The organism is Nocardia sp. NPDC003482, from assembly GCF_053588115.1.
The window spans coordinates 13,901-37,089 of sequence record NZ_JBSFPI010000036.1 but is presented as its reverse complement, the minus strand read 5'-3'; the positions used below and the strand labels follow the sequence as shown (position 1 = coordinate 37,089).

Genomic DNA, 23,189 nt, shown 5'->3' with positions numbered 1-23,189 from the left:
TATGCTCACGGTTTACTACGACCTGTTCCTACTCCTGCTCGAGGGGGAACGCCTGTTCGAGCGGCTGTTCGGCGCGTGAGCCGCCGCCGGGCGCACGGTCACCGGGCGCCGCTGTCGTCGGGAACGGTCACCGCGATCTCCCCGCCGAGGCCGTACCCCTCGGCCAAGCGCAGATGGTCGCCGCTCCAAAAGCTGCCCGGGTCATAGCGATTCGGGCGCTCGCTCGGCAGCAGGCCCATCGACTGATACGTCATCGCCACGATCTCCGCGCAATACGCGTTCTCCAGCCCGAGATCGCCCCGCCGCGGCCGACGCGGCACCGGCACCCGGCCCAGGAACCAGCGACCCGCCAGCGCGCTCGTCGACGGGAACGGCATCCCGTCCAGCCGCGCGACCGTCCGCAGCGCCGCGTCCTCCATCGCCCGCGTCACCGGCCGATCCAGCTGCCGCAACCACGCCTGCTGCCCGTACTCGCGCGTCCAGCGCAGCACCGCCGCCCGCAGATCGTGCAGTTGCGCGCCACGATGATTGGTGCCCGACCACATGTCCGGCAGGGTGCGCCCGAGTTCGGCGTGCCACATGAGCGCGGGCAGATCGTCGACGACGACCGCCATCCCGACGTGATTGACCGGACTGTTGGTCAGCCCGCGGATCGCGCGATCGGCGGTGGAATGTCCGCGGAACAACCACAGATCCCCCGTCCGCGTCAGCTCCACCGCTTCGTCCAGACCGATACTCGAGGGCGCTTCCCGTGGCACCCGTCTAGCCTAGGGGCATGCGCTGGTGGAAGATATTGGGCCTGGCCGGGGCGGCAGGCGTCGCGGCGACCGGGGTCGTCATCGTGTGGGACCAACGCAAACGCCAGGCGTACACCCCCGAACAGGTCCGCGAACGGTTACGCGCCCGGCTCGACGAACCGAGCGAACCGTCCGCCTGAGATGTTCGAGGACTTCGCCACCGAACGGGTGCGCCTCGCCGAATCCGACATCTTCGTCCGCCACGGCGGCGACGGCCCCGCGATCCTGCTGCTGCACGGCCACCCGCGCACCTCGGCCACCTGGCACCGCGTTGCGCCGCAACTGGTTTCGCGCGGATACACCGTGGTCTGCCCCGACCTGCGCGGCTACGGGCAGTCCCGCGGGCCCGCGTTCACCGCCGACCACGCCGGATATACGAAACGGGCGATGGCCGCGGACATGGCGGCGGTCATGCACACCCTCGGACACACCCGCTTCGCGCTCGCCGGACACGACCGCGGCAGTTACGTCGCCCTGCGGCTCGCGCTCGACCACCCCGATCTCGTCTCCCGCGTCGCGCTCATGGACTGCCTGCCCATCAGCGAACATCTCGCCCGCATCAGCACCGATTTCGCCACCCGCTGGTGGCACTGGTTCTTCTTCGCCCAGCCCGAGACTCCGGAACGGGTAATCACCGCCGATCCGGACGCCTGGTATCGCGGCGACCCCGACACCATGGGCGCCGAGAACTACGCCGAATTCCGCGCCGCCACAAGGAATCCCGACGTGGTCCGCGCCATGCTCGAGGACTACCGCGCTGGAATTTTCCTCGACGCCGACCACGAACGCGCCGACCATCGCACCGGACGCCGATTGCGGTGTCCCACTTTGATTCTCTGGTCGCTGCGTGACGATCTGGAACAGCTCTACGGCGACCCGCTGCGCATCTGGCGGGGCTGGGCCGACGACGTGCGCGGGCACGGCATCGACTCCGGACATCACATGGCCGAGGAGGCGCCCGAGGCGCTCGCGGACGCGCTGCTCACGTTCCTGCGCTGACCGGCGTACCGGTCAAGACGGCTGGATCACCTTCCCGCCGCCCTACCGGCGTCGATACCCTTATCGCACCCGCATCGCCCACCGAGCTCCGGGAGGAACCATGGCATTCGTCGGGTCGTCGCCTTCCGCCCGGAACGGCGCCGCGGCGCCGTGAGCCGCCGACCCGTTCGACTCCCCTTGCCGGACGCCACGGCCCTCCGGTTGCTCGCCAGCACCGGACTGGGCCGAATCGTGTTCTCCCGCTACGCCTTACCCGCCATCAGCCCCGCCGACCACATCGTCGACGGCGACCGTCTCATCGTCCGCGGCGGCGACGGCGCCCTGCCCACCCGGGACACCCAGGTCCTCACCTACGAGGCCGACCTCATCGATCCCGGCACCGGCCTCGGCTGGTACGTGACCGTCACCGGCACCGCCGACGCGGTCACCTCCCCGCACGACACCGCCCGCTACCGAAACCTGTTCCCGCCCGGCATCTCCGGACCCGACGACCGCGTCTTCCGCATCCGCCCGCAGATCATCACCGGCATCGAATACCGCGCCCCGGACGATCCGCGCACGGACTGAGGCCCCTTCCCTCTCTGCTTTTCTTTGGGGCGACGTTCTCGCTTATGACACGTCGGCTTCCAATGTTTGGATGCGCATATGAAAGTAGGGCACTGAAAAATAGCACGAGAGCGACGCCCCCCGACTCGAATCACACTGTGCGCCAAGGATGTTCGAGCACGGCCCGCCAGACCTCCGCCCACGGGAACAAATGCCGATGCCCGCCGACACGCGGCTCGGGCTGCGGATACACCTCCTCCCCCAGCACCGTCACACCCCACTCCCCCAGATTCCGCACGGCCGCCCGCAGCGGCGGAAATCCGATCTGCGCCCGGTTGGACGCGGGCACCGCCACGATCGGCACCCGCATCCCCACCCCCTCCACGAGCAACCCCAACGGCAACGTGTCCGAGATCCCGACGGCCCACTTGGCCAACGAATTACACGTCAGCGGCGCCGCCGCCATGGCATCCGGCGGCGGCAGCACATCCGGCGTCCCCGGCATCTTGTACTCGCTGCGCACCGGATGCCCGGTCCGCGCCTCGAGTGCGGCCACATCGATGAACCGCCGCCCGTACGGCGACGCCACCACGCACACGTCCCACCCGTCGCCCCGCGCGAGATCGACCAGCGTCCCCACATCCCCGGCGATCGGCGATCCGGTGACAATGGCGTACAGCACCGGCGCTCCGTGCTCGTTCATCCGCCCATGATCGCAGACCGCCGGGGCCGTCGGCCTACTTCCGTTCGCGTTTCTCCCTGACCCGCACCGAGATTCGGATGGGCGAACCCTCGAATCCGAACTCCTCGCGCAACCGGCGTTCCAGGAATCGCCGATACCCGGCCTCCAGGAAGCCCGTGGTGAACAGCACGAATGTCGGTGGCCGGGTCGCCGCCTGGGTGGCGAACAGGACCCGGGGCAGCCGACCGCCGCGCATGGGCGGCGGGGTGGCGGCCACCACTTCCTTGAGCCAGGTGTTCAATCGGCCGGTGGGGATGCGCTTGTCCCACGAGTCGAGCGCGGTTTCCATTGCGGGAACGAGCTTTTGGACCGCGCGGCCGGTGTGCGCGGAGATGTTGACGCGCTGCGCCCAGCGGACCTGGACCAGTTCGCGGTCGATCTCGCGCTCGAGTTGTTCGCGGCGGTCCTCGTCGACCAGATCCCATTTGTTGAAGGCCAGGACCAGGGCGCGGCCGGTGTCGGCGACCATGCTGATGACGCGCAGGTCCTGCTCGGTGATGGGCTGGGACGCGTCGATGAGCATGACCGCGACCTCGGCGGCCTCGATGGCGGATTTGGTGCGCAGCGAGGCGTAGAACTCGGTGCCGCTGGCATTGGCGACCTTGCGGCGCAATCCGGCGGTGTCGACGAAACGCCATGTGCGCCCGCCCAATTCGACCAGCGAGTCGACCGGGTCGACGGTGGTGCCCGCGACGTCGTGCACCACCGAGCGCTCGTCGCCGGACAGCTTGTTGAGCAGGCTCGACTTGCCGACGTTCGGCTTGCCGACCAGCGCGACCCGGCGCGGACCGCCGCCCACGCCGCCGCCCTCGCGCGGGGTCTCGGGCAGCACCTGGAGCACGTCGTCGAGCAGATCGCCGGTGCCGCGGCCGTGCGCGGCGCTGACCAGGCGCGGCTCGCCCAGCCCCAGCGACCACAGCGTGGCCGCCTCCGCCTCGAGCTTCTCGCCGTCGACCTTGTTGGCGACCAGGATGACCGGGGTCTTGGAGCGGCGCAACGTCTTCGCGGCCGCCTCGTCGGTGGCGGTCGCGCCGACCGTGACGTCCACGACCAGCAGGATCGCGTCCGCGGTCCGCATGGCCAGCTCGGCCTGCCGGGCGACGGCCTGTTGCAGTCCCTTGGCGTCGGGTTCCCAGCCGCCGGTGTCCTGCACCAGGAACCGCCGCCCGGCCCAGCTCGCCTCGTAGGAGACGCGGTCGCGGGTGACGCCGGGAATGTCCTCGACCACGGCCTCCCGGCGGCCCAGGATCCGGTTCACCAGCGTGGATTTGCCGACGTTCGGGCGGCCGACGACGGCCAGGGTCGGCATGGCGACGTGGTCGTCGGCGTCCGCGTCGTCGGCGAGATCGGCGATCTCCCAATCGGTTTCGTCGCTCCAGATGCCGTCCCCGGCGAAGGTGTCCTGGGTCATCGGCCGCCTCCCGTCGAAATCGCTTCGCGCACAACGCGATACAGCTCGTCGATGACCTCGTCCATGGTCAGTTCGCTGGTGTCGACCAGCACGGCGTCCGCGGCGGGCCGCAGCGGGGACACCACGCGGGTGGAGTCCAGCGTGTCGCGGCGCTGCACATCGGCCAGCACGGCCGCGTAGTCGTCGCCGCGGCCCTCGGCGATGTTCTGCTGATTGCGCCGATGCGCGCGGGCCTCGGCCGAGGCCGTCAGATAGATCTTGGCGTCGGCGTCGGGCAGCACGACCGTGCCGATGTCGCGGCCCTCGACCACGATCCGGCCCGCGCCCGCGGTGATCTCGCGCTGCGTCGCGACGAGCTGCTCGCGCACCTCGGGGACCGCAGACACCGCCGACACCGCCTTGGTGACGGCATTGCCGCGGATCTCGGCGGAGACGTCCTCGCCGTCGAGCTCGATCAGCTCGCGGCTGGGATCGGTGCCGATGGTCAGCGGCAGATCCTTGACCGCTACCGCGATCGCGGCCGGATCGGTCAGATCCGCGCCGACCCGCAGCACGCGCAGCGTCGCCACCCGGTACATCGCGCCGGTGTCGAGGTAGCGGGCCGCGAGCCGGGTCGCCAGGCGACGCGAGACGCTCGACTTGCCGGTACCCGACGGGCCGTCCATGGCGACGACCAGCGGCGTCGACCCGGACATCTGCGCAGCGTCCACGCCGCCTCCTCGAACGTTCCGTACCGGCATCCCCACACCGTTCACCGCGCCACCGCCTCGTCGAAGTCTCCGATAACCCTGTCCAGCCGCTCTGTCACAACGACACCGCCTCGTAAAGCTTCCCGATCTCGTCCCGGCCCAGCACCCGCATGCTGCCCGGTCGCTGATCGCCGAGCGCCACCGGGCCGATATTGGTGCGCACCAGCCCGATCACCGGGTGGCCGACCGCGGCCAGCAACCGGCGCACGATGTGCTTGCGGCCCTCGTGCAGCACGAGTTTCACCAGGGAGCGGCCCTCGCCGAGGTCGAGCACCTGGAACCGGTCGACCTTCGCGGGGCCGTCGTCGAGTTCCACGCCGTCGCGCAGCCGCTTGCCGATCTCGCGCTTGACCTCGCCGTGCACGGTCGCCAGATAGGTCTTGGACACCTCGAAGGAGGGGTGCATGAGCCGGTGGGCCAGATCGCCGTCGTTGGTGATGAGCAGCAGGCCCTCGGTCTCGGCGTCGAGGCGGCCGACGTGGAACAGCCGCTGCCCGGCCATCACTCGTTCGGCCACGATGTCGCCGACGCACGGGCGGCCGAGTTCGTCGGACATGGTCGACTGGTAGCCCTTGGGCTTGTTCAGCGCCAGGTAGACCTGTTCGTCGCGGACCACCACGCGCACGCCGTCCACGCGCACGACCGCGGTGTTCGGGTCGATGCGCAGGCCCTGTTCGCGCACGACGACGCCGTCGACCTCCACGCGGCCCTGGTCGATGAGTTCCTCGGCGGCGCGGCGCGAGGCGACCCCGGCCTTGGCGAGCACCTTCTGCAAGCGCTCGCCCTCGCCCCAGGGCAGCTTCTTCGGGCCGGTCTCCTCGGGTTCGACGTTCTGGTGCCGCGCCGGTTTCGCGAAGCTGAGCACGGTCTGTTCGCGCCGCTGCCGCTGCGGTTTGCGGCTCGACGCGGGCTTCGAGGTCGGCGGCCGTCCACCGCCGCTCGACCGGCCGTCCCCACGCCCGCCCATACGGTCCGGCGCGGAACCCCCACGCGCCGAACCGAATCCGCGCTCCTGCCCCGCCCGGCCGCCACCCGACCGCTCGAAACCCCCACGGCCACGGTCGAATCCGCCCCGATCGTCCCGATCGAACCCACCGCGCCCACGCTCGGCGCCACCCCGGCCGTAGCCCGTCCGCTCGTCGCGGTCGAACCCGCTCCGGCCGTAACCCGTCCGCTCGTCGCGGTCGAATCCGCCGCGGCCGGAGTTGGCCCGGTCGTCGCGGTCGAATCGGCCCCGGCCGCCGCGCGTGTCGCGGTCGAATCCGCCGCGTCCTCGCTCGTCACGGCCGTAGCCCCCGCGCCCGGCGCCGCCGCGCTCCGGTCGATCGAAACCGCCTCGGTTCCCGCGCGCGTCGCGGCCGTATCCGCCGCGCTCCTCGCGCTCGAAACCGCCTCGGCCGCCGCGGGATCCGCGGTCGGAACCCCCGTAACCCCCTCGATCCCCCCGGCCGCGGTCTCCGCCGCGCCCACTGGCCGATCCGCCCTGCGGCGAATCGGTCCGACGTTTTCTACGATCCGGTGTGCCATCTCGGCGAGCGGGTGTATTCACGTGGTCCTGTCAATCCTCGGCGCCGAGGTCGATATCCGACTCGGCGGGTTTTTTCAGCCTGGTGTACCGGGGATCGGTGTCCAGGCTCTCGTTGATCTCGTCGATCAGGTCGACGCCCGGGAGTAGGGGCGCCAGCGGCGGGAGGTCCGCCAGTGACGCGAGCCCGATGCGTTCCAGGAACAGCTCGGTGGTGACGTACTGGGTGCCGTTGGTCTCCGGATCGGTTCCGGACTCGGCGATGAGGCCGCGGGCCACCAGGGTCCGGATGACGCCGTCGACGTTCACCCCGCGCACGGCACTCACCCGTGCTCGCGTAACCGGTTGACGATAGGCGATCACCGCCAGAGTCTCCAAAGCGGCCCGGGTCAGTTTGGACCGCGAACCGTCCAGCAGCATGCGCTCGACATACGGCGCGTACGCGGTCCGGGTATAGAAACGCCACCCGTCGCCCACGAATCTGAGATCTACACCACTGTCGCGCGCGGACAGCTCCGCCGACATCTCGCGCAACGTCCGTTCCACCCGTTCCACGCTGTCGTCGAGCGCCGCCGCCAGCTGCCCCGCGGGCGCGGGCGCGTCGACCACGAGCAGCATCGCCTCGAGCGCCGACCGCAACCGCGCGTCGTCGAGCCGCTCGGCGACCTCGGCCGCCTCGTCCGCGCCCTCCACTCCGGTCCCCACCGTCATCAGCCGTAGTCCTCTTCGATAGTGATTGTGGGCGTTGGGTTTTCACCCGCCGCGTCGCCGAGCCAGCTGACCGCCAGCGGCCCGAGCGGGTCGGGCTGGTCGAACTCGATCGTCTTACCCCGATACAGCTCCAGCAACGCCAGGAAGCGGGCCACGATCTCGATCGGCACCGCGCAGTCGACGCAGATCTCGCGGAAGGTGGTCCAGCCGCCCGCGCCGCGGCTCTTGAGCATCTCCAGCACGAGCGCGGCCTGCTCGGCCACCGAGATGGCGTGTGAGTGCAGGTGGTCCAACCCCACCTTCGGCGCCGGGCGGGGCCGGAACGCCGCCGCGGCCACCTCGGCGAACCCGGCGGCGTCGACCCCCAGGGTAACCTCCGGCAGCAGGTCCAGGTAGCGCTCCTCCAGCGACACCGCCCGCGGATAGCGCCGCAGGGCGGCCTGCTCGAGTTCCCCCAGCAACTCGGCCACCTGCTTGAACGCCCGATATTGCAGCAGCCGCGCGAACAGCAGGTCGCGCGCCTCGAGCAGCGCCAGATCCTCTTCGTCGGTGACCTCACCCGCGGGCAGCAACCGCGCGGCCTTGAGATCGAGCAGGGTGGCGGCGACCACGAGGAATTCGGTGGTCTGATCCAGGATCTTGTCCGCGCGCAGCCCGGCGTCGTGGTCCAGGCTCGCGGTCAGCGCCTTGGTGTAGGCGATGAATTCGTCGGTGACCTGATGCAGGGCCACCTCGGTGACGTCCAGGCGGCGCTGGCTGATCAGTTGGAGCAGCAGATCGAACGGGCCCTCGAAATTGGCCAGTCGCAGATGAAAGGTGTTCGAAGCCGGTGAATCCGCGTCCGCTGAGGTGGTTCTGTCGCTCACCGGCCCGACCGGTGAATGACTTCCCGTGCCATCGCGCGATAGGCTTCGGCGCCACTGGATTTCGGCGCCCAGGTGGTGATCGGCTCACCCGCGACGCTGGCGTCGGGGAACCGGACCGTGCGGGCGATCACGGTGTCGTAGACCAGGTCTCCGAACACCTCGACCACCCGTGCCATCACCTGCCGCGAGTGCAGTAAACGCGCATCGAACATGGTGCCCACGATGCCGTACAGGGTCAGGCGCTGGTTCAGCCGGTCCCGCACCTTGTCCACGGTGTCGGTGAGCAGGGCCAGTCCGCGCAGCGAGAAGTACTCGCACTCCATCGGAATGATGACGCCGTCGGCGCAGGCCAGCGCGTTGACGGTGAGCAGGCCCAGCGACGGCTGGCAGTCGATGAGGACGTAGTCGTACTGCCCGAGCAGCGGGCGCAGGGCGCGGCCCAGGGTCTGCTCGCGCCCGACCTCGTTGACGAGCTGGATCTCCGCGGCGGACAGATCGATATTGCTGGGCAGCAGATCGAGACCCTCGACCTTGGTGTGCAGCAGCACGTCCGCCGCGGTGGCGCGATTGCCGATGAGCAGGCTGTGCACGGTCAGTTCGAGATCGTGGTGCGCGACGCCGAGCCCGGCCGACAGCGCGCCCTGCGGATCGAGATCGACCAGCAGCACGCGCCGCCCGTATTCGGCGAGGGCGGCGCCGAGGTTGATGGTGGAGGTGGTCTTGCCCACGCCGCCCTTCTGATTGCACATGGCGATGACGACGGCGTCGCCGGTGTGCGAGACGGGCGGGGGCTCGGGGATGACACGCAGAGGCCGACCGGTCGGTCCGATCTCGGTGCCGTCGGCCACGATGTCCTTCGCCTCCCATAGTGTCTGGGCCGCCTGCTCGATGCGGGGGGCCGACCTTCCCGAAAGCGGTTCTGTCGCAGCGCTTCTCGGCTCCTCGGCCGCACCGGCTGTCGTCATATCCGCTGCTCCTTCAGTGTTCTGCGCCCAATTGCCCCGCCGAGCGCAGCGAGGCAGCTCCCAACCAGATGACACCGTACGGTGCCACCTGGACCCCCATAGACGCTACCGCTTCCGAGCGCAAGACCTCGGCTCGGACACGCAATGTGAGCGTGGCATCAGTGCGCCGCAGCGGTGAGCGGAACGCAAAACCTCGGCCAGCATACCGGCGAACATCGAGAAATAGCGAAACCGCACCGCGTCGGCGCGTCGTGTCCTAGCGGGCCCGCGGATGCGCCGTGGCCCAGACCTCGTGCAGGGTAGTGACGGTGACGAGGGTGTAGATCTGGGTCGTGGTGACCGACGCGTGGCCCAGCAGCTCCTGCACGACACGGACATCCGCGCCGCCGTCGAGCAAATGTGTGGCGAAGGAGTGTCGCAGCGTGTGCGGCGAGACCGCGGCCCCGATGCCCGCGCGCTCGGCGGCGTCCTGGAGCACCTGCCACGCGCTCTGCCGGGAGAGCCTGCCGCCGCGATGATTGAGGAACAGCGCCGCGTTTCCCCGCCCGCGCGTGGCCAATTCGGGCCGCCCGCGCACGAGGTAGGCGTCCACGGCGGCGAGCGCGGGCCGTCCGATGGGGACCATGCGCTGCTTACCGCCCTTGCCGTGCAACACGACCGAGCGGGCATCGGTGTCGATGTCGTCGACGTCGAGGCCGACGACCTCGGAGATGCGCGCCCCCGTCGAATAGAGCAGTTCCAGCAGCGCGCGGTCGCGCAGGCCGCGCGGCCCGCCGTCGGCCCCGCCCGCGGCGTCGAGCAGCCGCGAGATCTGGTCGTAGGGCAGCGCTTTGGGCAGCCGCCGCGCCGGGGTGGGCGGTTTCACCGGATGCGCGACATCGCCCGCGGTGTACCCCTCGGCGGTGGCGAACCGGTGCAGGCCGCGCACCGCGACCAGTCCCCGCGCCGCCGAACTCGCCGCCAGCGGCGGATAGCCGTCGCCGCCCGCCCGCAGCGCGATCACGAAATCGGCGATATCGCTCTCGCTCACCCCCGCCAGCGCGTCGATTCCGCGCCGCGCCAGGAACTCTCGATACCGGCCGAGGTCGCGCCGGTAGGCGCTGAGCGTATTGCGCGCCGCACCCCGTTCCACCGTGAGGTGATCGAGGTAGGCGGCGATCTCCCGCTCCAGCATGACGCTCGCGGAATCCCGGTGCGATCCTGCGGCATCCACGGTCACATCATGTCAGTTGGGCGCGACACGACTGCTGCCGAAACGCGGGATTTCGGACACAACGGATGTCGTGGCGTCCCGGCACAATTCGTCGATCAGCTCCGGGCGCACATGCGACACGGTGACGATATGGGCGCGGTCGCCGACCGTGGCGAGATGGTACTTGCGGCAGACCCAGGCGGCGGGCCGGTCGAAGGTGACGGTGAGCGACCACGGCTCGCGGGCGGCCCGCAGCCCGGCGGCGGCGAGCCGACGTTCGGCGTACTCGGCCGTGGCGAGGGCGGCGCGGGCGCGGCGTTCCAGACCGGCGCGGCCCTGGGCCGCCAGGGCGTGCCAGGCCAGCGCGATCGCGGCCCCGGCGCGGCAGCCGGTGAGGGTGGCGTCCGCCGCGCCGACGTATTCCCCGGTCACCTCGGGCCGCACCAGGTCCGCGCGGCACAGCGCGACAGCGGCGGGCATCGGCAGGCCGAGGGCCTTGTGCAGGCACACGGTGAGACTGCCGATCTCGGGCCGGACGAATCCCCACGCGTCGCGCAGCGGCGTGAACGGCAGCACGAGACCGCTCAGCGCGGCGTCGAGATGTACGTACACCCGGCCCGCCGCCGAGGCCGCGCCGACGATCGCCGTCACGTCGTCGATCGCGCCGGTCATGGTGGTCCCGATGTTCGCCACCACGACCGCCCCGCGTCCGGCGTCGGCCGCGCAGGCGCGCCCCAGCGCCTCGGTGTCGACGCGGCCCGCCGCGTCGCAGTCCACGACGACCAGTTCCCGGCGCATGAGCCGGGCGCTCTTGCGGACCGAATAATGGGTCGCCGCACCGCAATACACCCGGGCCTGCGGCAGCAGCGCACAGCCGCGGTCGAGCCCGAACAGATTGGCCTCGGTCCCGCCGCCGGTGACGTATCCGTAGCTACCGCCCGGATCGGCATTGGCCAGCCGCGCCACGAACTCGACCACCGCCAGCTCCAGATCCTTCACCCCCACCCCGGACTTGTCCGTGCTGTCGGGGTCGCCGACGTCGGTGGCGAACACGTCGAGCAGCCCCGCGAACCGGCTGTAGGAGAAGTCGAGATTCCCCGGGAAACCCGCGATATACGGTGTCTCCCCGCGCATTTCACCGAGGAACTCGTCCAGCACCTCCGCCGTGGGCCGAGGCTCCACCCCGATCCGATACGGCGCACCCCGAGAGAAGTCCATAGCGCCCACCCAACCCCACCCGCCCGCCCGGACGTGGGAGCCGCGCGCGGACCCCGCGTACCTTCGGGCGGCCTCCCGGTCCAGGAACGCGCTCGGCTCACCGGCCACGGGGCATCGGAGCCGCGCGAATCCCTACCTACCCCTGGGCGGCCTTCCGGTCCAAAAACGCGGTCGGCTTACCCGGCCACGGAGCGTCGGCCGGGCGCAGCGGGACGGCGCGGGCGCGGGCGGTGGACAGGGCCAGCACGCCCGCGACGGCGGTCGCGTTGACGATCTCGCCGGAGAGGGCGGCCTCGACGGCGGCGTCGAGCGGCATGCGCACGAGTTCGATGTCGGCCTCCTCCAATTCGGGCTCGGGCCGGTCGGTTTCGTGCAGGCCGGTGGCGAGATAGATGCGCAGCGCCTCGTCGGTGAACCCGGGCGACAGCGCGACGTCGACCAGGACCGACCACTCGCGGGCGGCCAGCCCGGTCTCCTCGGCGAGTTCGCGGCGGGCGGCGTCGAGCGGATCCTCGCCCTGCTGGTCGAGCAGGCCCGCGGGCAGTTCGAGCAGGCGGCGGCCGATCGGGTGGCGGTACTGGTTGATCAGCACGATATTGCCGTCGTCGTCGAGCGCGGCCACCGCGACCGCGCCGTGGTGTTCGATCACCTCGCGTTCGACGACCCGCCCGCCGGGCATCCGCACCTGGTCCAGCCGCAGCGCGAGGATCGCGCCCGAGTACACGGTGCGGCTGGCGACGGTCTCGAAATCGTGTGTGCCCGGGGCGTTCTCGGGGGCGCTCACCGCGCGACCCGCTCCGCCTCGTCGAGTTCGACCTCGGGGATCTCCACCGGAAGCCGTTCGGCCGCCTTGTAGTTCAGGGCGGCGGTGATGAGCCCGGCGAACAGCGGGTGCGGGCGGGTGGGTCGGCTCTTGAGCTCCGGATGTGCCTGCGTGGCAACGAAATACGGATGCTTGTCCGCGGGCAGTTCCACGAATTCGACCAGATGCCCGTCCGGGGAGGTGCCGCTGAACCGCAGCCCGCTCGCGGCGATCCGGTCGCGGTAGGCGTTGTTGACCTCGTACCGGTGCCGGTGCCGCTCGGAGACCTCGGTGACGCCGTACGCGGTGGCGACCACCGAACCCGGCTCCAGCACCGCCGGATACGCGCCGAGCCGCATGGTGCCGCCCAGATCGGCCTCCCCGGCCACGACCTGTTCCTGATCGGCCATGGTGGAGATCACCGGATGCGTTGTGTCCGGCTCGAATTCGGCGGAGTTGGCGTCGGTGAGCCCGACCGAGCGCGCGGCCTCGATGACCATGCACTGTAAGCCCAGACACAGCCCCAGCAACGGGATGCCGCGGGTGCGGGCGTAGCGGATCGCGCCGACCTTGCCCTCGATGCCGCGGATGCCGAAGCCGCCCGGGATCAGCACGGCGTCCACATCGCGCAGGTGATGCTGTGCGCCCGCGGGGGTCTCGCACTCGTCGGACTGCACCCACCGGATGTGCACCTTGGCGCGCGCGGCGAATCCGCCCGCGCGCAGCGCCTCGGTGACCGACAGGTAGGCGTCGGGCAGGTCGACGTACTTGCCGACCAGCGCGACGGTCACGTGCTCGCGCGGATTGTGCACCCGGTCCAGCAGATCGCCCCACACCGTCCAGTCGACGTCGCGGAAGGGCAGGCCCAGCTTGCGGACCACGTAGGCGTCGAGGCCCTCGCGGTGCAGCACCCGGGGGATGTCGTAGATCGAGGGCGCGTCGGGGGTGGAGATGCAGGCGTCGACGTCGACGTCGCACATGAGCGCGATCTTGTTCTTCAGCGGCTGCGGCACCTCGCGGTCGCAGCGCAGGATGAGCGCGTCGGGCTGGATGCCGATATTGCGCAGCGCGGCCACCGAATGCTGGGTGGGCTTGGTCTTGAGCTCACCGGAGGGCGCGAGATAGGGCACGAGCGTGACGTGCAGGAAGAAGACGTTCTCCCGGCCGACCTCGTGCCGGATCTGGCGGGCCGCCTCGAGGAACGGCTGGGATTCGATATCGCCCACGGTGCCGCCGATCTCGGTGATCACCACGTCCGGCGTCTGCCCGTCGGCGTCGGGGTTGGCCATCGCGAGCACTCTGCTCTTGATCTCGTCGGTGATGTGCGGGATCACCTGGACGGTGTCGCCGAGGTACTCCCCGCGCCGCTCCTTGGCGATCACCGACGAATACACCTGTCCGGTGGTCACATTCGCGTCCCGCGTCAGGTCGCGATCGAGGAAGCGCTCGTAGTGGCCGACGTCGAGATCGGTCTCGGCGCCGTCGTCGGTCACGAACACCTCACCGTGCTGGAACGGATTCATGGTGCCGGGATCGACATTGAGGTACGGATCGAGCTTCTGCATCGTCACGCGCAGTCCGCGCGCGGTGAGCAGTTGGCCGAGGCTGGAGGCGGTAAGTCCCTTGCCGAGGGACGAGGCGACGCCGCCGGAGACGAAGATGTGTTTGGTGGCCGTGCGCGCCGGAATCCGTGATTGACCCACGGGACTCCACGCTAACACGAGAAACGCCACCCGAACGAACGCCACGCGGACCGCCCGACGCTGGCCGGAGACGATTTCGTCACACGCGCCCCACCGGGCCATTGCCACCTCACCCGTCGCCGGTTACCGCACAGCAGCCATCAGGCACACCGACGGAGCCTCGCGCGGTACGGGTGCCCCGGGCCTGGGCGAACCGGCCCTGGCGCCCAGGGAGGCCGGGCGCGATCGACGTGGCTAGCGCGGCAAGGCGATCACGCTGAGCGAACTGGCGTCGGGCCCGGTACCGTACCGCCCGGATCCCCCGTTCAATTGCTCGCTCAACCCGAGAGCCGTTGTCACCCGCCCGATTTCGCGATCCACATTGTCGACCGTGGTGACCGCGTTCGCCGCGGGCCCGTCCGCGCGGACCGCAGCGATGGCCCCCGCCCCCGTGGCCGACCCCGCGCGCCCGGCCAGCACCACGCCCGCACCGCGCCCGCGCAACGCGCCGGCGAACCGGGCAACGATGGACCCCTGATCGCCGCCGCCCGCCCCGTCGCCGGTCACCACGACCGCGAGCTGCGCGGGCTGCACGTCCCCCGCGGTCACGAAGCCGCCCGCGCGCAACGTGTCGAGGATGAGCGCGCGTTCCTCCGGCGTGGACCGCTGCTGCCCGCTGCCCGGATCGACGAGGAAGGCCAGGCCCAGCAGATCACCGGCGAGTCCGCCCTGATCGATGGTGTCACCGCGCAGCTGCCCGCCCGCGGGGATCAGATTGGTGGCCGCGGTCCGCAGCCGGTCGCCCTGTCCCGAGTCCACGAAAGCGCCGGTGAGCCCGACCGTTCCGCCGATCGACGCGCCCGCGGTGGTCAGCGCCTTCGCGACCGCGTCGACATCGCCGCGGTCGGCGTCGGGGGTGGTGAACAGCAACACACCGCGACCGGACAACGTGCCCCCCAGAATGCGCCCGCTCGATCCGGCGATGAACGCGTCCGCGGCGTTCGCCTCGGCGGTCAACCGGTCGACGCGCGCGGCGAGCGCCTCGGCCCGGTTCCGCTCGCCCCACCCCGACCAGGGCGCGGGCCCGTCGAGCCAGTGCGAGCCCAGGACCAGCCCGGCCGCGAGCGCGAGGATCACCGCCGCGATCGAGAAGACGTTGCGCCGCAAGAACATTCGAACCCCCTAGCGCGAGCCGTGCAACAGGTCGTGCACCGAGATCCGCGCGTGCTGCCAGGTGACGGTCGCCCAGTCCAGCACCCCGGCGCCCAGATGCGAGGCGAGCACGGCCACGATCAGCGCGGCCAAGGCGGCCAGCACGATCAGCGCGGCCGCCCAGCCGGAGGTGCGATGCTGATACAGCGTCGCCACGGCCTTGGCGTCCATGAGTTTCGCGCCGGTCTTGAGCCGGGTCAGGAACGTCGCCGGGGTCGACTCGCGCCGCCCGCGATCGAAGAAGTCGTCCAGCGACGCCGCCGCGCCGCAGGTCACGATGAGCGCGGCCCCGTGATGATCGGCCAGCAGCAACGCCAGATCGGCGGCCGAACCCGAGGACGGGAACGTGGTCGCGCCGATGCCGAGATCCTGGATGCGCTCGAGGCCCCGGGCGTGCCCGTCGGTGTCGGCGGGCAGGATGACCTCCGCGCCGCATTTCAGCGTCGAGGCGGTGATCTCGTCCGGATCGCCGACGATCAGATCGGGCCGATATCCCATGCGCCGCAACGTGTCCGCGCCGCGGCCCACCCCGATCAGGATCGGCGCGTACTCCTTGACGAACGGTTTGAGCGATTTCAGATCGCCGTCGTGGCCGGGCCCGTCGGCCACCACCACGACGTGCCGCCCGCGCATCGCCAGTTCCAGCTGCGGCACGCCCAGACCGTCGATGAGCAGGGCGCTCTCGGTGCGGAAGAATTCGATGGTGTTGCCCGCGAACGCCTCGAGGTGATCGGCCAGCCCGGTGCGGGCCTCGATCATGCGCTCGGCGATGGTGGCCTCGGTCAGCTCGATCGCCTCGACCAGCGCCTCCGGATCCTTCTTGGTGAGCCGGTCGGCGTAGATCACCCCGTTGTCGACGCGAATCCGGCTGCCGTCCTTGATCTTTCCGAACACATCTGCCGTGACCGCGTCCAGCAACTGGATTCCATTGGCCACCAGCACTTCCGGGCCCAGATTGGGGTAGCGGCCCGACATCGACGGCGAGGCGTTGACCACCGCCGCCACCCCGGCCTCGACGAGCCGGTCGGCGGTCAGCCGGTCCAGGTCCATCTCGTCGAGCACCACGATGTCCCCGGGGCCGACGCGTTGCAGCAACCTTCTGGTGTTGCGGTCCGCGCGGGCGATCCCCACCAAACCGGGCAGCGTCGCGGTATTTCTCGACAACAGCGCCAGCACCTTCATGACTTCAGATAATGATCCGCAACCCTCGACCCGTGGTGGAGGCGCGCCGACCGCGCGACACACCGGATAAGCTCCGGCACACAGATTCGAAGGAGATTCGCATGGCCAGTACGACCGTCGACGCCGTCATTCCCGCACCTCGCGAGCGGGTCTACCGGATGTTCACCGAGCGCGACAGCCTCAACCCGCATCTGCCGATCACCATCAGCCTGAAACAGCCCGGCTCCCCCGACCCCAGCGGCGTGGGCGCGCGCTACCTGGTCGGCGCGGCGGGCATCGGGATCACCGAGGAGACCATCGAACTGGTCCCCAACGAGCTCATGCGCTACAAGGTCATCGCCGGTGTCCCGGTCAAGAGCCACATCGGCACGGTCACCTTCGCCGACACCCCCGACGGCGGCACCAAGGTCTCCTACACCATGGAGTCCTACCCCAAGATCCCGCTGCCCGCCCGCGTCACCGAACTGGTGCTCAAGGGGCTGATCTCCCCGTTCCTGAGCGCGGCGCGCAAGGCCGCGGCGCAGTAGGTCAGCTCGCGGCCGCGCGCGCGGCGTCCTTCTCCGCGCGGGCGGTGTCGAGCAGTTCCTCCGCGTGCGCGCGGCCGGTCTCGGTGTCGTCGAGACCGGCCAGCATGCGGGCCAGTTCCTTGACGCGTTCGTCGTTGGTGAGCGCGTGCACGCCGCTGTTGACGCCCTTGCCGTCGTCGACCTTGTCGACCACGAGGTGGGTGTCGGCAAACGCGGCGACCTGCGGCAGGTGCGTCACGACGATGACCTGATGGGTGCGGGCCAGCCGCGCGAGGCGGCGGCCGATCTCGACCGCGGCCCGGCCGCCGACCCCGGCGTCGACCTCGTCGAAGACCATGGTGGTGCCGTGCTCGGAGCTGGCGAGCACGACCTCGAGCGCCAGCATCACCCGCGACAGCTCACCGCCGGAGGCGCTCTTGCTCAGTGGCAGCGACTGCGCGCCGGAGTGCGCGGCCAGCCGGAACTCCACCTCGTCGACGCCGGTCGATCCGGCGTGAAAGTCCTTGCCGCCCATGGTGATCGGCGCGGAGTCCTGCGCGCTCGCGGGAACCGGACGGACGTCGACCTCCAATTTGGCGCGGCCCATGGCCAATCCGGCCAGCTCCGCGCTGACCGCAGCGGCCAGTTTCTTCGCGGCCTTGGTGCGGGCGGCGGTCAGCTTCCTCGCGGTCTCGCGCACCTGCTCGGCGGCGGCGTCCACCTCCCGGGCGAGCCCGGCGAGGGCCTCCTCGGACACGTCGAGCGAATCCAGCCGTCGCCGTGCGTCGTCCGCCCACGCGAGGACGCCGTCGATGTCGGGGGCGTACTTGCGGGTCAGCGTCTTCAGCTCGGCCTGCCGGTTGAGCAGCGAGTCCAGCGCGCCCGGATCCGACGGCAGATCCGACAGGTACGCGCTCAGCTCGGTGGTCAGATCCACCACGACCGAGATCGCGTCGCCCAGCCGCGGGGCGAGGTCGCGCAGCGCGGTGTCCTCGGCCGCGTCGAGCCGGGCCCGCGCGGTGCCGAGCAGGTCCAGCGCGCCCGCGCCCTCGCCGGGCGCGTCGGCCGGACCGGCCAGCGCGTCGTGCGCGGCGGTGGCGGCCGCGCGCAGCGAGTCCAGATCCGACAGCCGCCGCACCTCGGCGACGATGCGTTCGTCCTCGCCGGGTTCCGGTGCGAGCGCGTCGATCTCGTCGAGCGAGTACTTCAGCCGGTCGGCCTCGAGCGCCAATTCCCGGCTGCGCGCGGTGCGTTCGAGCAGTTCCTCGCGCGCCTGCAACCAGGTGCGCCGGGCCAGTTGGTATTTGCGCAGCAGGGTGGCGATGGATTCGCCCGCGAACTGGTCGAGCGCGCGCAACTGCTGATCGGGCCGTTGCAGGCGCAGCTGATCGTTCTGGCCGTGCACGGTCAGCAGCGGCGCGGTGAAATCGCCCAGCACCGCGGCGGGCACGCTGCGCCCGCCCAGATGCGCGCGCGAGCGCCCGTCGCCGGACACCGTGCGCAGCGCGATCACGCTGCCGTCGTCGTCGCGTTGCGCCCCAGCCGATTCCAGGACCTTGTCGACCTCGTCGCGGGCGCCCGCGTGCACCTCGTCGAGGGTGAACCGTCCCTCCACCACCGCGCGCGCCGCCCCGCGCCGCACCCGCCCCGCGTCGGCGCGGGCCCCGCTCAGCAGGTGCAGGCTCGTCACCACCATCGTCTTGCCCGCGCCGGTCTCACCGGTCAGGCACGTCAGCCCCGCGTGGAATTGCGCTGTGGCGGTGGATATGACGCCAAGACCGTCAATCCTGATCTCTGTCAGCACTCGTGCTCTCCATTCGGCCCGCTCCCGGCCGCCCGGGCCGCCGGCCCCGCCAGCCTGTCACGGGCAACTGGAACTTGCGCACCATCCGGTCGGCGAACGGCGCGGAGTCCAGCCGCACCCACCGCACCGGTTCGGACCCCCGGACCGCCTCGAACCGGCCGCCCTTCGGCAGGGCGAGGGTCCGGCGGCCGTCCAGGAAGACTATCGCGTCGTGGCCCGTCGCCACGGTCTCCACCGCGATCAGCGACTCGGGGCTGGTCACCAGGGGCCGCGCGAACAGGGCGTGGGCGTTGCTCGGAATCACCAGCAGCGCCTCGAGTTCGGGCCACACCACCGGGCCGCCCGCCGAGAACGCGTAGGCGGTGGATCCGGTGGGCGTGGCGATCAGCACACCGTCGCAACCGAATTGCGACACCGGCCGGCCGTCGACCTCGAGCACCACCTCGAGCACGCCCATGCGCGCGGCGTTCTCGATGCTGGCCTCGTTGAGCGCCCATCCGCGTTCCACGACCACATCATCGACCCGGACACTGACATCGATCGTCATCCGCTGTTCGATGCGGTAGTCCCCGCGCACCACCTGCGCCAGCGCCTCGTCGAGGTGCTCGGCCTCCGCCTCGGTCAGAAACCCGATGCGCCCCAAATTGATTCCGAGAACGGGCACTCGCGCGGGCCGGGCCATCTCGGCCGCGCGCAGGAAGGTGCCGTCCCCGCCGAGGGCCAGCACCATCTCGCACCCCGACGCGGCGTGCGGCCCGTGGTCGACCTTCTCCACCGGATGCCCGTCGGGCACGACGGTGGCGGCACAGTCGAGCCGCGTGCTGTACGCCTCGTCCTCGAGCACCCGCAGGCAGATCCCCGCGTCGGCGAAGATCTTGGCGACCCGCTGCGCGGTCTCGGTCAACTCGGCCCGCCCGGGATGGGCCACCAGCAGAATCTCGCGTCTCATCGCGGCCCCTCCTCCACCGCGCGCCGCACCATCTCCTCGACATCAGAGTCTGGCGCGGGGGACGTGCGCAACCAGAGGAAGTATTCGACATTGCCCGAGGGACCGGGCAGCGGACTGGCCACCACCCCGTGCGTGCTCAGGCCGTGTTCGGCCGCCGCGGCCGCCACATCCCGCACGGCCTCGGCACGCAGAGCCGGATCCCGCACCACACCGCCGGAGCCTACTCGGTCCTTGCCGACCTCGAATTGCGGTTTCACCATCGGCAACAGGTCGGCGTCGGGCCCGCAACACGCGGCCAGCGCGGGGAGCACCAGCCCGAGGGAGATGAACGACAGATCGGCGACCACGAATTCGACCGGGCCGCCGATGTTTTCGGCGGTCAGCGTGCGGACGTTGGTGCGGTCGTGCACCCGCACCCGCTCGTCGGTGCGCAACCGCCACACCAGCTGCCCGTAGCCCACGTCCACGGCGACCACCTCGCGCGCGTCCCGCGACAGCAGCACATCGGTGAATCCGCCCGTCGACGCGCCCGCGTCCAGGCAGCGCTTGCCCGCGACGCGCAGCCCCCGCGGCTCGAACGCCTCGAGCGCGCCCAGCAGTTTGTGCGCCCCCCGCGAGGCCCAGCGGACCTCGTCGGCCTCCTCGCGCACGACCAGCGGCGTCCCCGCCTCCACGGCCGTCGCCGGTTTCGCCGCGACCGTCCCGTTGATCAGCACCCGTCCCGCCCCGATCAATTCGACCGCGTGCTCCCGCGAGCGCGCCAGTCCGCGGCGAACCAGTTCGGCGTCCACCCGAGCCCGCCTGGCCACCTCAGATCTTGTCCACCGTCGCCAGCGCCTGGACCAGCACCTCGTGCGCCTGTTCCAGGATGCGGGCCCGCCGCGTGATGTCCACGCCCGCCTGCTCGGGATCCGAATCCCGCGCCCCCGCAGCCAGTTCCGCGAGCAGGGTGTCGACCTCGGCGCGCACCGCGACGGGATCGGCGAACTCGGCGGGATTGGCCCCGGCCAGATGCTGTCCGGGCAGCGGAACACCGGGCGTCTGCCCGGGCGTGTGCGGACGAGGATGCGGCGTAGTCATGGTGCCGACAACGCTACCGGAGTTCGCATTCGAACACACGTTCCTCCGGCGTGGTTTCGCGGCGGGTCACCGATTGCCAAGGGCCGGTAGGGGTTCGGTGGACCCGTCGCGCAGCCGGGCGGCCGAGCGGCGGGCGAGCAGGATGACCGCGTGATCGCGCCGGATGAACAGCTGGGCCGCGCGGCGATCGGCCCGGGTCAGCAGGTCGGGATCGGCCACCCCGCCGGGCTCGCTGAGCAGTTCGTCCAGTTCCATCCCCGCCACCGCCTGATCGCGCGTGACGAGCCGGTCGGGCAGCCAGCTCAGCCGCCAGGAGTGCAGCGCGACCCGATCCACCCGCACGGCCCATTCGGGGGTGACGTCGCTGGTGATCGACCACTCCGTGCGATAGAGGCTCATCGCCGCTCCCCCTTCGCGCCGCAGTCGCCGAACGGATAGCAGGCCGGGTGAATCCCCGCGGGAGCGGGTATCTCGTATTTCCCGCCCGGATACCCGGCCACGACCGCGACCATCACGAGGACGGCGCAGAGCAGCAACACCGCGAATGCGACCACCCCACGCGAAATCACTGCGAAAAACATACCGAGCCCACCCTTTTCATATTCGAAGATTGCATTTCTCACCTCGCACATCTCCCGTGCGTGAGAAATTCTGGATACCGAAAGAATGGCGCGCGAAACGCCCGGACGGGAGTCCGGACCATTCGATTCGCCGCCCGTGGCACCGTTGTGCACGCGCCGCGTGCAGAACCGGCCGCGACATCGACATCGCGTCGAATCCGGCGATAGACTGAATTCCCGGTTTCACCCGACGGGGTCGCTCCCCGGGAGCACGAGTGGTTCGCATGACGGACGTCCCACACAGCATCAGGTGCGCGCGCCGAGTCGCGCGCGAGGTCAAAACCGCCAAGGGTTCCGACTACGAGGCGGCCCGCGCCGTGCACCGGCACTGTGGGGTCTCCCTGCTGCGCGCACACCGGATCGCCCGGGGCTACACCCTGGTCGAGGCGGTCGAGGCGTTGAAGGAGGCGCTCGCCGCCCGCGGCACCCCCGCCACGGGACTGAGCCATCAGCGCATGTCGCAGTGGGAGCAGGGGCAGGACATCCCCTCACCCCGCTACCTCGACGGCCTGTGCCTGCTGTACCGCACCCGCCCGGACCGCCTCGGCTTCGGGCACGACTACTCCGACACCGCCTCCGATCCGCGAAACGAGTTGCAGGACAACATGGATCGTCGTCACTTCGTGAGCCTGGCCGCCGCCGGGGCGGTGTTCATGTCCGCGCCGTTCGGCCCGGGCCCGCACGGGGAGGACCTCGACCCGCCCGGCGGCCCGCGCGCCACCGCCGCCTACGTCACCCTGCTCGAGGACCTCACCGAGCAGAGCGGATATCGGCTCTATTCCTCACCCGCCGAGTACATTCCGGCGCGCATGATCGACCTGGCCCGCACCCAGGCGTGCCTGCTGACCACCACGGCCACCGACATCCGCCGCCGCCTGCACCGGATCTACGCCAAGAACGCGGGTTTCATCGCCATCCGGCTCAACGACGTCGCGGGCGCGAGCGACACCTTCGAATGGTTCGGCATCGCGCGCCGCGCGGCCCGCCAGGCCGAGGATCCGGCCGTGCTCGCGTGGCTGGCCGGGCGGGTCGGCGACGCCTTCGCCTGCCACGGGCGGCTCGACAACAGCCTGGCCGCGGCGCGTTCCGCGCAGACGCTCGGCGGGTCCCGCGCCAATCCCGCCGCGGTGCTCGGCCATCTCATCGAGGCCGGGGCGCAGGCCCGATCCGGTTGCCGCCGAGGGACTCTGCACGCGGTCCGCGAGGCCGACCGGCTGTACGCCCGGCTCCCGGCGGAACAGAACGTGCCCGACGGCTTCCACGTCAGCGAGTATCTGCTGCGCTGGCATCAGTCCAACGCCCTGGCCCTGGTCGGCGCGCACGCCGAGGCGGCGCCGCTGCGGGCGCGGGTGCTGGAACTGCCGCTGGCCCGCCACGACCAGGTCGGCACCGCGCTGCTGCACCTCGACGCGGCGGCCGCGCAGGCGGACGGCGGCGACGTGGAGGCGGCCTGCGACACCATCACCGCCGCCTGGCTGGAGCTGCCGGAGGAGTTGCGCGTGGGGCAGATTCCGCAGCGCGCCCACGAGATCCTGCGCTCGCTCGACACCCGCCGCGCCACCCACCGCCGGGCGGCCGAGGTGCGCGAGCTCCTCGAATCCGCCACCCGGCGAGACAGTTCCGCATGACCG

At 70.9% G+C, this 23,189-nt stretch carries 25 protein-coding genes; 5 read left to right on the top strand and 20 right to left on the bottom strand.

The window, feature by feature from the left end:
* Positions 1-98: 98 nt before the first annotated feature.
* On the bottom strand, positions 99-758 hold the full coding sequence (locus tag ACWDSJ_RS35205) for a hypothetical protein (protein WP_450037105.1): 660 nt from the start codon (positions 756-758) through the stop codon (positions 99-101).
* Between the two features lie 17 nt (positions 759-775).
* Here ACWDSJ_RS35205 and ACWDSJ_RS35200 point away from each other — a divergent pair, with 17 nt between their 5' ends.
* The 3 genes from ACWDSJ_RS35200 to ACWDSJ_RS35190 all read left to right on the top strand — a co-directional run bounded on the left by ACWDSJ_RS35200 (position 776) and on the right by ACWDSJ_RS35190 (position 2,363).
* On the top strand, positions 776-937 hold the full coding sequence (locus ACWDSJ_RS35200) for a hypothetical protein (RefSeq protein WP_387365303.1): 162 nt from the start codon (positions 776-778) through the stop codon (positions 935-937).
* A gap of 1 nt (position 938) precedes the next feature.
* A complete protein-coding gene (locus ACWDSJ_RS35195; protein ID WP_450037103.1) occupies positions 939-1,796 on the top strand; it encodes an alpha/beta fold hydrolase in 858 nt (285 codons plus the stop codon).
* Positions 1,797-1,973: 177 nt separating this feature from the next.
* The gene (locus tag ACWDSJ_RS35190; RefSeq protein WP_450037102.1) at positions 1,974-2,363 is read left to right on the top strand and encodes a pyridoxamine 5'-phosphate oxidase family protein; all 390 of its coding nucleotides are present in this window, start codon (positions 1,974-1,976) and stop codon (positions 2,361-2,363) included.
* 130 nt (positions 2,364-2,493) lie between these two features.
* On the opposite strand, the gene ACWDSJ_RS35185 is transcribed toward ACWDSJ_RS35190, so the two are convergent.
* From ACWDSJ_RS35185 to steA, 13 genes are all read right to left on the bottom strand, one after another.
* Positions 2,494-3,045 (bottom strand): flavoprotein, encoded by a 552-nt coding sequence (locus ACWDSJ_RS35185; protein WP_450037101.1) that lies wholly within the window; start codon positions 3,043-3,045, stop codon positions 2,494-2,496.
* A gap of 34 nt (positions 3,046-3,079) precedes the next feature.
* A complete protein-coding gene (gene der / locus ACWDSJ_RS35180) occupies positions 3,080-4,495 on the bottom strand; it encodes a ribosome biogenesis GTPase Der (protein WP_450037100.1) in 1,416 nt (471 codons plus the stop codon).
* Positions 4,492-5,190, bottom strand: coding sequence for a (d)CMP kinase (gene cmk, locus ACWDSJ_RS35175; protein ID WP_387365431.1), 699 nt, complete (start codon positions 5,188-5,190; stop codon positions 4,492-4,494). Before cmk ends, der begins: the two co-directional genes overlap by 4 nt.
* Positions 5,191-5,299: 109 nt before the next feature.
* Positions 5,300-6,793 (bottom strand): pseudouridine synthase, encoded by a 1,494-nt coding sequence (locus ACWDSJ_RS35170; protein WP_450037099.1) that lies wholly within the window; start codon positions 6,791-6,793, stop codon positions 5,300-5,302.
* Positions 6,794-6,802: 9 nt separating this feature from the next.
* A complete protein-coding gene (gene scpB, locus ACWDSJ_RS35165) occupies positions 6,803-7,480 on the bottom strand; it encodes an SMC-Scp complex subunit ScpB (RefSeq protein WP_387365320.1) in 678 nt (225 codons plus the stop codon).
* Positions 7,480-8,346, bottom strand: coding sequence for a segregation and condensation protein A (locus ACWDSJ_RS35160; protein WP_450037098.1), 867 nt, complete (start codon positions 8,344-8,346; stop codon positions 7,480-7,482). Before ACWDSJ_RS35160 ends, scpB begins: the two co-directional genes overlap by 1 nt.
* A complete protein-coding gene (locus tag ACWDSJ_RS35155) occupies positions 8,343-9,311 on the bottom strand; it encodes a ParA family protein (protein ID WP_387365324.1) in 969 nt (322 codons plus the stop codon). The genes ACWDSJ_RS35160 and ACWDSJ_RS35155 overlap by 4 nt, the downstream gene beginning before the upstream one ends.
* Before the next feature lie 256 nt (positions 9,312-9,567).
* Positions 9,568-10,485, bottom strand: a complete 918-nt coding sequence (xerD, locus tag ACWDSJ_RS35150; protein WP_387365434.1) for a site-specific tyrosine recombinase XerD — start codon at positions 10,483-10,485, stop codon at positions 9,568-9,570.
* A 51-nt stretch (positions 10,486-10,536) separates the two neighbouring features.
* The gene (locus ACWDSJ_RS35145; RefSeq protein WP_450037097.1) at positions 10,537-11,721 is read right to left on the bottom strand and encodes an aminotransferase class I/II-fold pyridoxal phosphate-dependent enzyme; all 1,185 of its coding nucleotides are present in this window, start codon (positions 11,719-11,721) and stop codon (positions 10,537-10,539) included.
* 136 nt (positions 11,722-11,857) lie between these two features.
* Complete coding sequence (locus ACWDSJ_RS35140; RefSeq protein WP_450037095.1) at positions 11,858-12,505, bottom strand: NUDIX domain-containing protein; 648 nt, start codon at positions 12,503-12,505, stop codon at positions 11,858-11,860.
* Positions 12,502-14,226 (bottom strand): CTP synthase, encoded by a 1,725-nt coding sequence (locus ACWDSJ_RS35135; RefSeq protein WP_387365333.1) that lies wholly within the window; start codon positions 14,224-14,226, stop codon positions 12,502-12,504. Before ACWDSJ_RS35135 ends, ACWDSJ_RS35140 begins: the two co-directional genes overlap by 4 nt.
* A gap of 234 nt (positions 14,227-14,460) precedes the next feature.
* On the bottom strand, positions 14,461-15,378 hold the full coding sequence (locus ACWDSJ_RS35130) for a copper transporter (RefSeq protein ID WP_450037093.1): 918 nt from the start codon (positions 15,376-15,378) through the stop codon (positions 14,461-14,463).
* A gap of 9 nt (positions 15,379-15,387) precedes the next feature.
* Entirely contained in the window at positions 15,388-16,599 is a 1,212-nt protein-coding gene (gene steA, locus ACWDSJ_RS35125) for a putative cytokinetic ring protein SteA (protein WP_450037092.1), read from the bottom strand.
* Between the two features lie 101 nt (positions 16,600-16,700).
* On the opposite strand from steA, the gene ACWDSJ_RS35120 reads away from it, so the two are divergent.
* Positions 16,701-17,126 (top strand): SRPBCC family protein, encoded by a 426-nt coding sequence (locus ACWDSJ_RS35120; RefSeq protein WP_450037090.1) that lies wholly within the window; start codon positions 16,701-16,703, stop codon positions 17,124-17,126.
* Between the two features lies 1 nt (position 17,127).
* Here ACWDSJ_RS35120 and recN read toward each other — a convergent pair whose 3' ends face one another.
* The 6 genes from recN to ACWDSJ_RS35090 form a co-directional block, all read right to left on the bottom strand.
* Positions 17,128-18,909: a DNA repair protein RecN gene (gene recN, locus ACWDSJ_RS35115; protein ID WP_450037089.1), complete on the bottom strand. Its 1,782-nt coding sequence runs from the start codon at positions 18,907-18,909 to the stop codon at positions 17,128-17,130.
* Positions 18,887-19,858, bottom strand: a complete 972-nt coding sequence (locus ACWDSJ_RS35110; RefSeq protein ID WP_450037088.1) for an NAD kinase — start codon at positions 19,856-19,858, stop codon at positions 18,887-18,889. Before ACWDSJ_RS35110 ends, recN begins: the two co-directional genes overlap by 23 nt.
* A complete protein-coding gene (locus tag ACWDSJ_RS35105) occupies positions 19,855-20,667 on the bottom strand; it encodes a TlyA family RNA methyltransferase (RefSeq protein WP_450037087.1) in 813 nt (270 codons plus the stop codon). Before ACWDSJ_RS35105 ends, ACWDSJ_RS35110 begins: the two co-directional genes overlap by 4 nt.
* 1 nt (position 20,668) lies before the next feature.
* Positions 20,669-20,938 (bottom strand): hypothetical protein, encoded by a 270-nt coding sequence (locus tag ACWDSJ_RS35100; RefSeq protein ID WP_450037086.1) that lies wholly within the window; start codon positions 20,936-20,938, stop codon positions 20,669-20,671.
* A gap of 66 nt (positions 20,939-21,004) precedes the next feature.
* The gene (locus ACWDSJ_RS35095; RefSeq protein ID WP_387365356.1) at positions 21,005-21,337 is read right to left on the bottom strand and encodes a hypothetical protein; all 333 of its coding nucleotides are present in this window, start codon (positions 21,335-21,337) and stop codon (positions 21,005-21,007) included.
* The gene (locus ACWDSJ_RS35090; protein WP_450037085.1) at positions 21,334-21,507 is read right to left on the bottom strand and encodes a hypothetical protein; all 174 of its coding nucleotides are present in this window, start codon (positions 21,505-21,507) and stop codon (positions 21,334-21,336) included. The genes ACWDSJ_RS35095 and ACWDSJ_RS35090 overlap by 4 nt, the downstream gene beginning before the upstream one ends.
* Positions 21,508-21,782: 275 nt before the next feature.
* On the opposite strand from ACWDSJ_RS35090, the gene ACWDSJ_RS35085 reads away from it, so the two are divergent.
* The gene (locus tag ACWDSJ_RS35085; RefSeq protein WP_450037084.1) at positions 21,783-23,186 is read left to right on the top strand and encodes a helix-turn-helix domain-containing protein; all 1,404 of its coding nucleotides are present in this window, start codon (positions 21,783-21,785) and stop codon (positions 23,184-23,186) included.
* The last annotated feature ends 3 nt before the right edge of the window (positions 23,187-23,189 follow it).

What these genes read in the sequence shown, in the direction of transcription:
- ACWDSJ_RS35200 (WP_387365303.1), top strand. Translation starts at nt 776, where the DNA reads ATGCGCTGGTGGAAGATATTGGGCCTGGCCGGGGCGGCAGGCGTCGCG.
- ACWDSJ_RS35195 (WP_450037103.1), top strand. Translation starts at nt 939, where the DNA reads ATGTTCGAGGACTTCGCCACCGAACGGGTGCGCCTCGCCGAATCCGAC.
- ACWDSJ_RS35185 (WP_450037101.1), bottom strand. Translation starts at nt 3,045, where the DNA reads ATGAACGAGCACGGAGCGCCGGTGCTGTACGCCATTGTCACCGGATCG.
- der (WP_450037100.1), bottom strand. Translation starts at nt 4,495, where the DNA reads ATGACCCAGGACACCTTCGCCGGGGACGGCATCTGGAGCGACGAAACC.
- cmk (WP_387365431.1), bottom strand. Translation starts at nt 5,190, where the DNA reads ATGTCCGGGTCGACGCCGCTGGTCGTCGCCATGGACGGCCCGTCGGGT.
- scpB (WP_387365320.1), bottom strand. Translation starts at nt 7,480, where the DNA reads ATGACGGTGGGGACCGGAGTGGAGGGCGCGGACGAGGCGGCCGAGGTC.
- ACWDSJ_RS35155 (WP_387365324.1), bottom strand. Translation starts at nt 9,311, where the DNA reads ATGACGACAGCCGGTGCGGCCGAGGAGCCGAGAAGCGCTGCGACAGAA.
- xerD (WP_387365434.1), bottom strand. Translation starts at nt 10,485, where the DNA reads ATGCTGGAGCGGGAGATCGCCGCCTACCTCGATCACCTCACGGTGGAA.
- ACWDSJ_RS35145 (WP_450037097.1), bottom strand. Translation starts at nt 11,721, where the DNA reads ATGGACTTCTCTCGGGGTGCGCCGTATCGGATCGGGGTGGAGCCTCGG.
- ACWDSJ_RS35130 (WP_450037093.1), bottom strand. Translation starts at nt 15,378, where the DNA reads ATGTTCTTGCGGCGCAACGTCTTCTCGATCGCGGCGGTGATCCTCGCG.
- steA (WP_450037092.1), bottom strand. Translation starts at nt 16,599, where the DNA reads ATGAAGGTGCTGGCGCTGTTGTCGAGAAATACCGCGACGCTGCCCGGT.
- ACWDSJ_RS35120 (WP_450037090.1), top strand. Translation starts at nt 16,701, where the DNA reads ATGGCCAGTACGACCGTCGACGCCGTCATTCCCGCACCTCGCGAGCGG.
- ACWDSJ_RS35110 (WP_450037088.1), bottom strand. Translation starts at nt 19,858, where the DNA reads ATGAGACGCGAGATTCTGCTGGTGGCCCATCCCGGGCGGGCCGAGTTG.
- ACWDSJ_RS35100 (WP_450037086.1), bottom strand. Translation starts at nt 20,938, where the DNA reads ATGACTACGCCGCATCCTCGTCCGCACACGCCCGGGCAGACGCCCGGT.
- ACWDSJ_RS35095 (WP_387365356.1), bottom strand. Translation starts at nt 21,337, where the DNA reads ATGAGCCTCTATCGCACGGAGTGGTCGATCACCAGCGACGTCACCCCC.
- ACWDSJ_RS35085 (WP_450037084.1), top strand. Translation starts at nt 21,783, where the DNA reads ATGACGGACGTCCCACACAGCATCAGGTGCGCGCGCCGAGTCGCGCGC.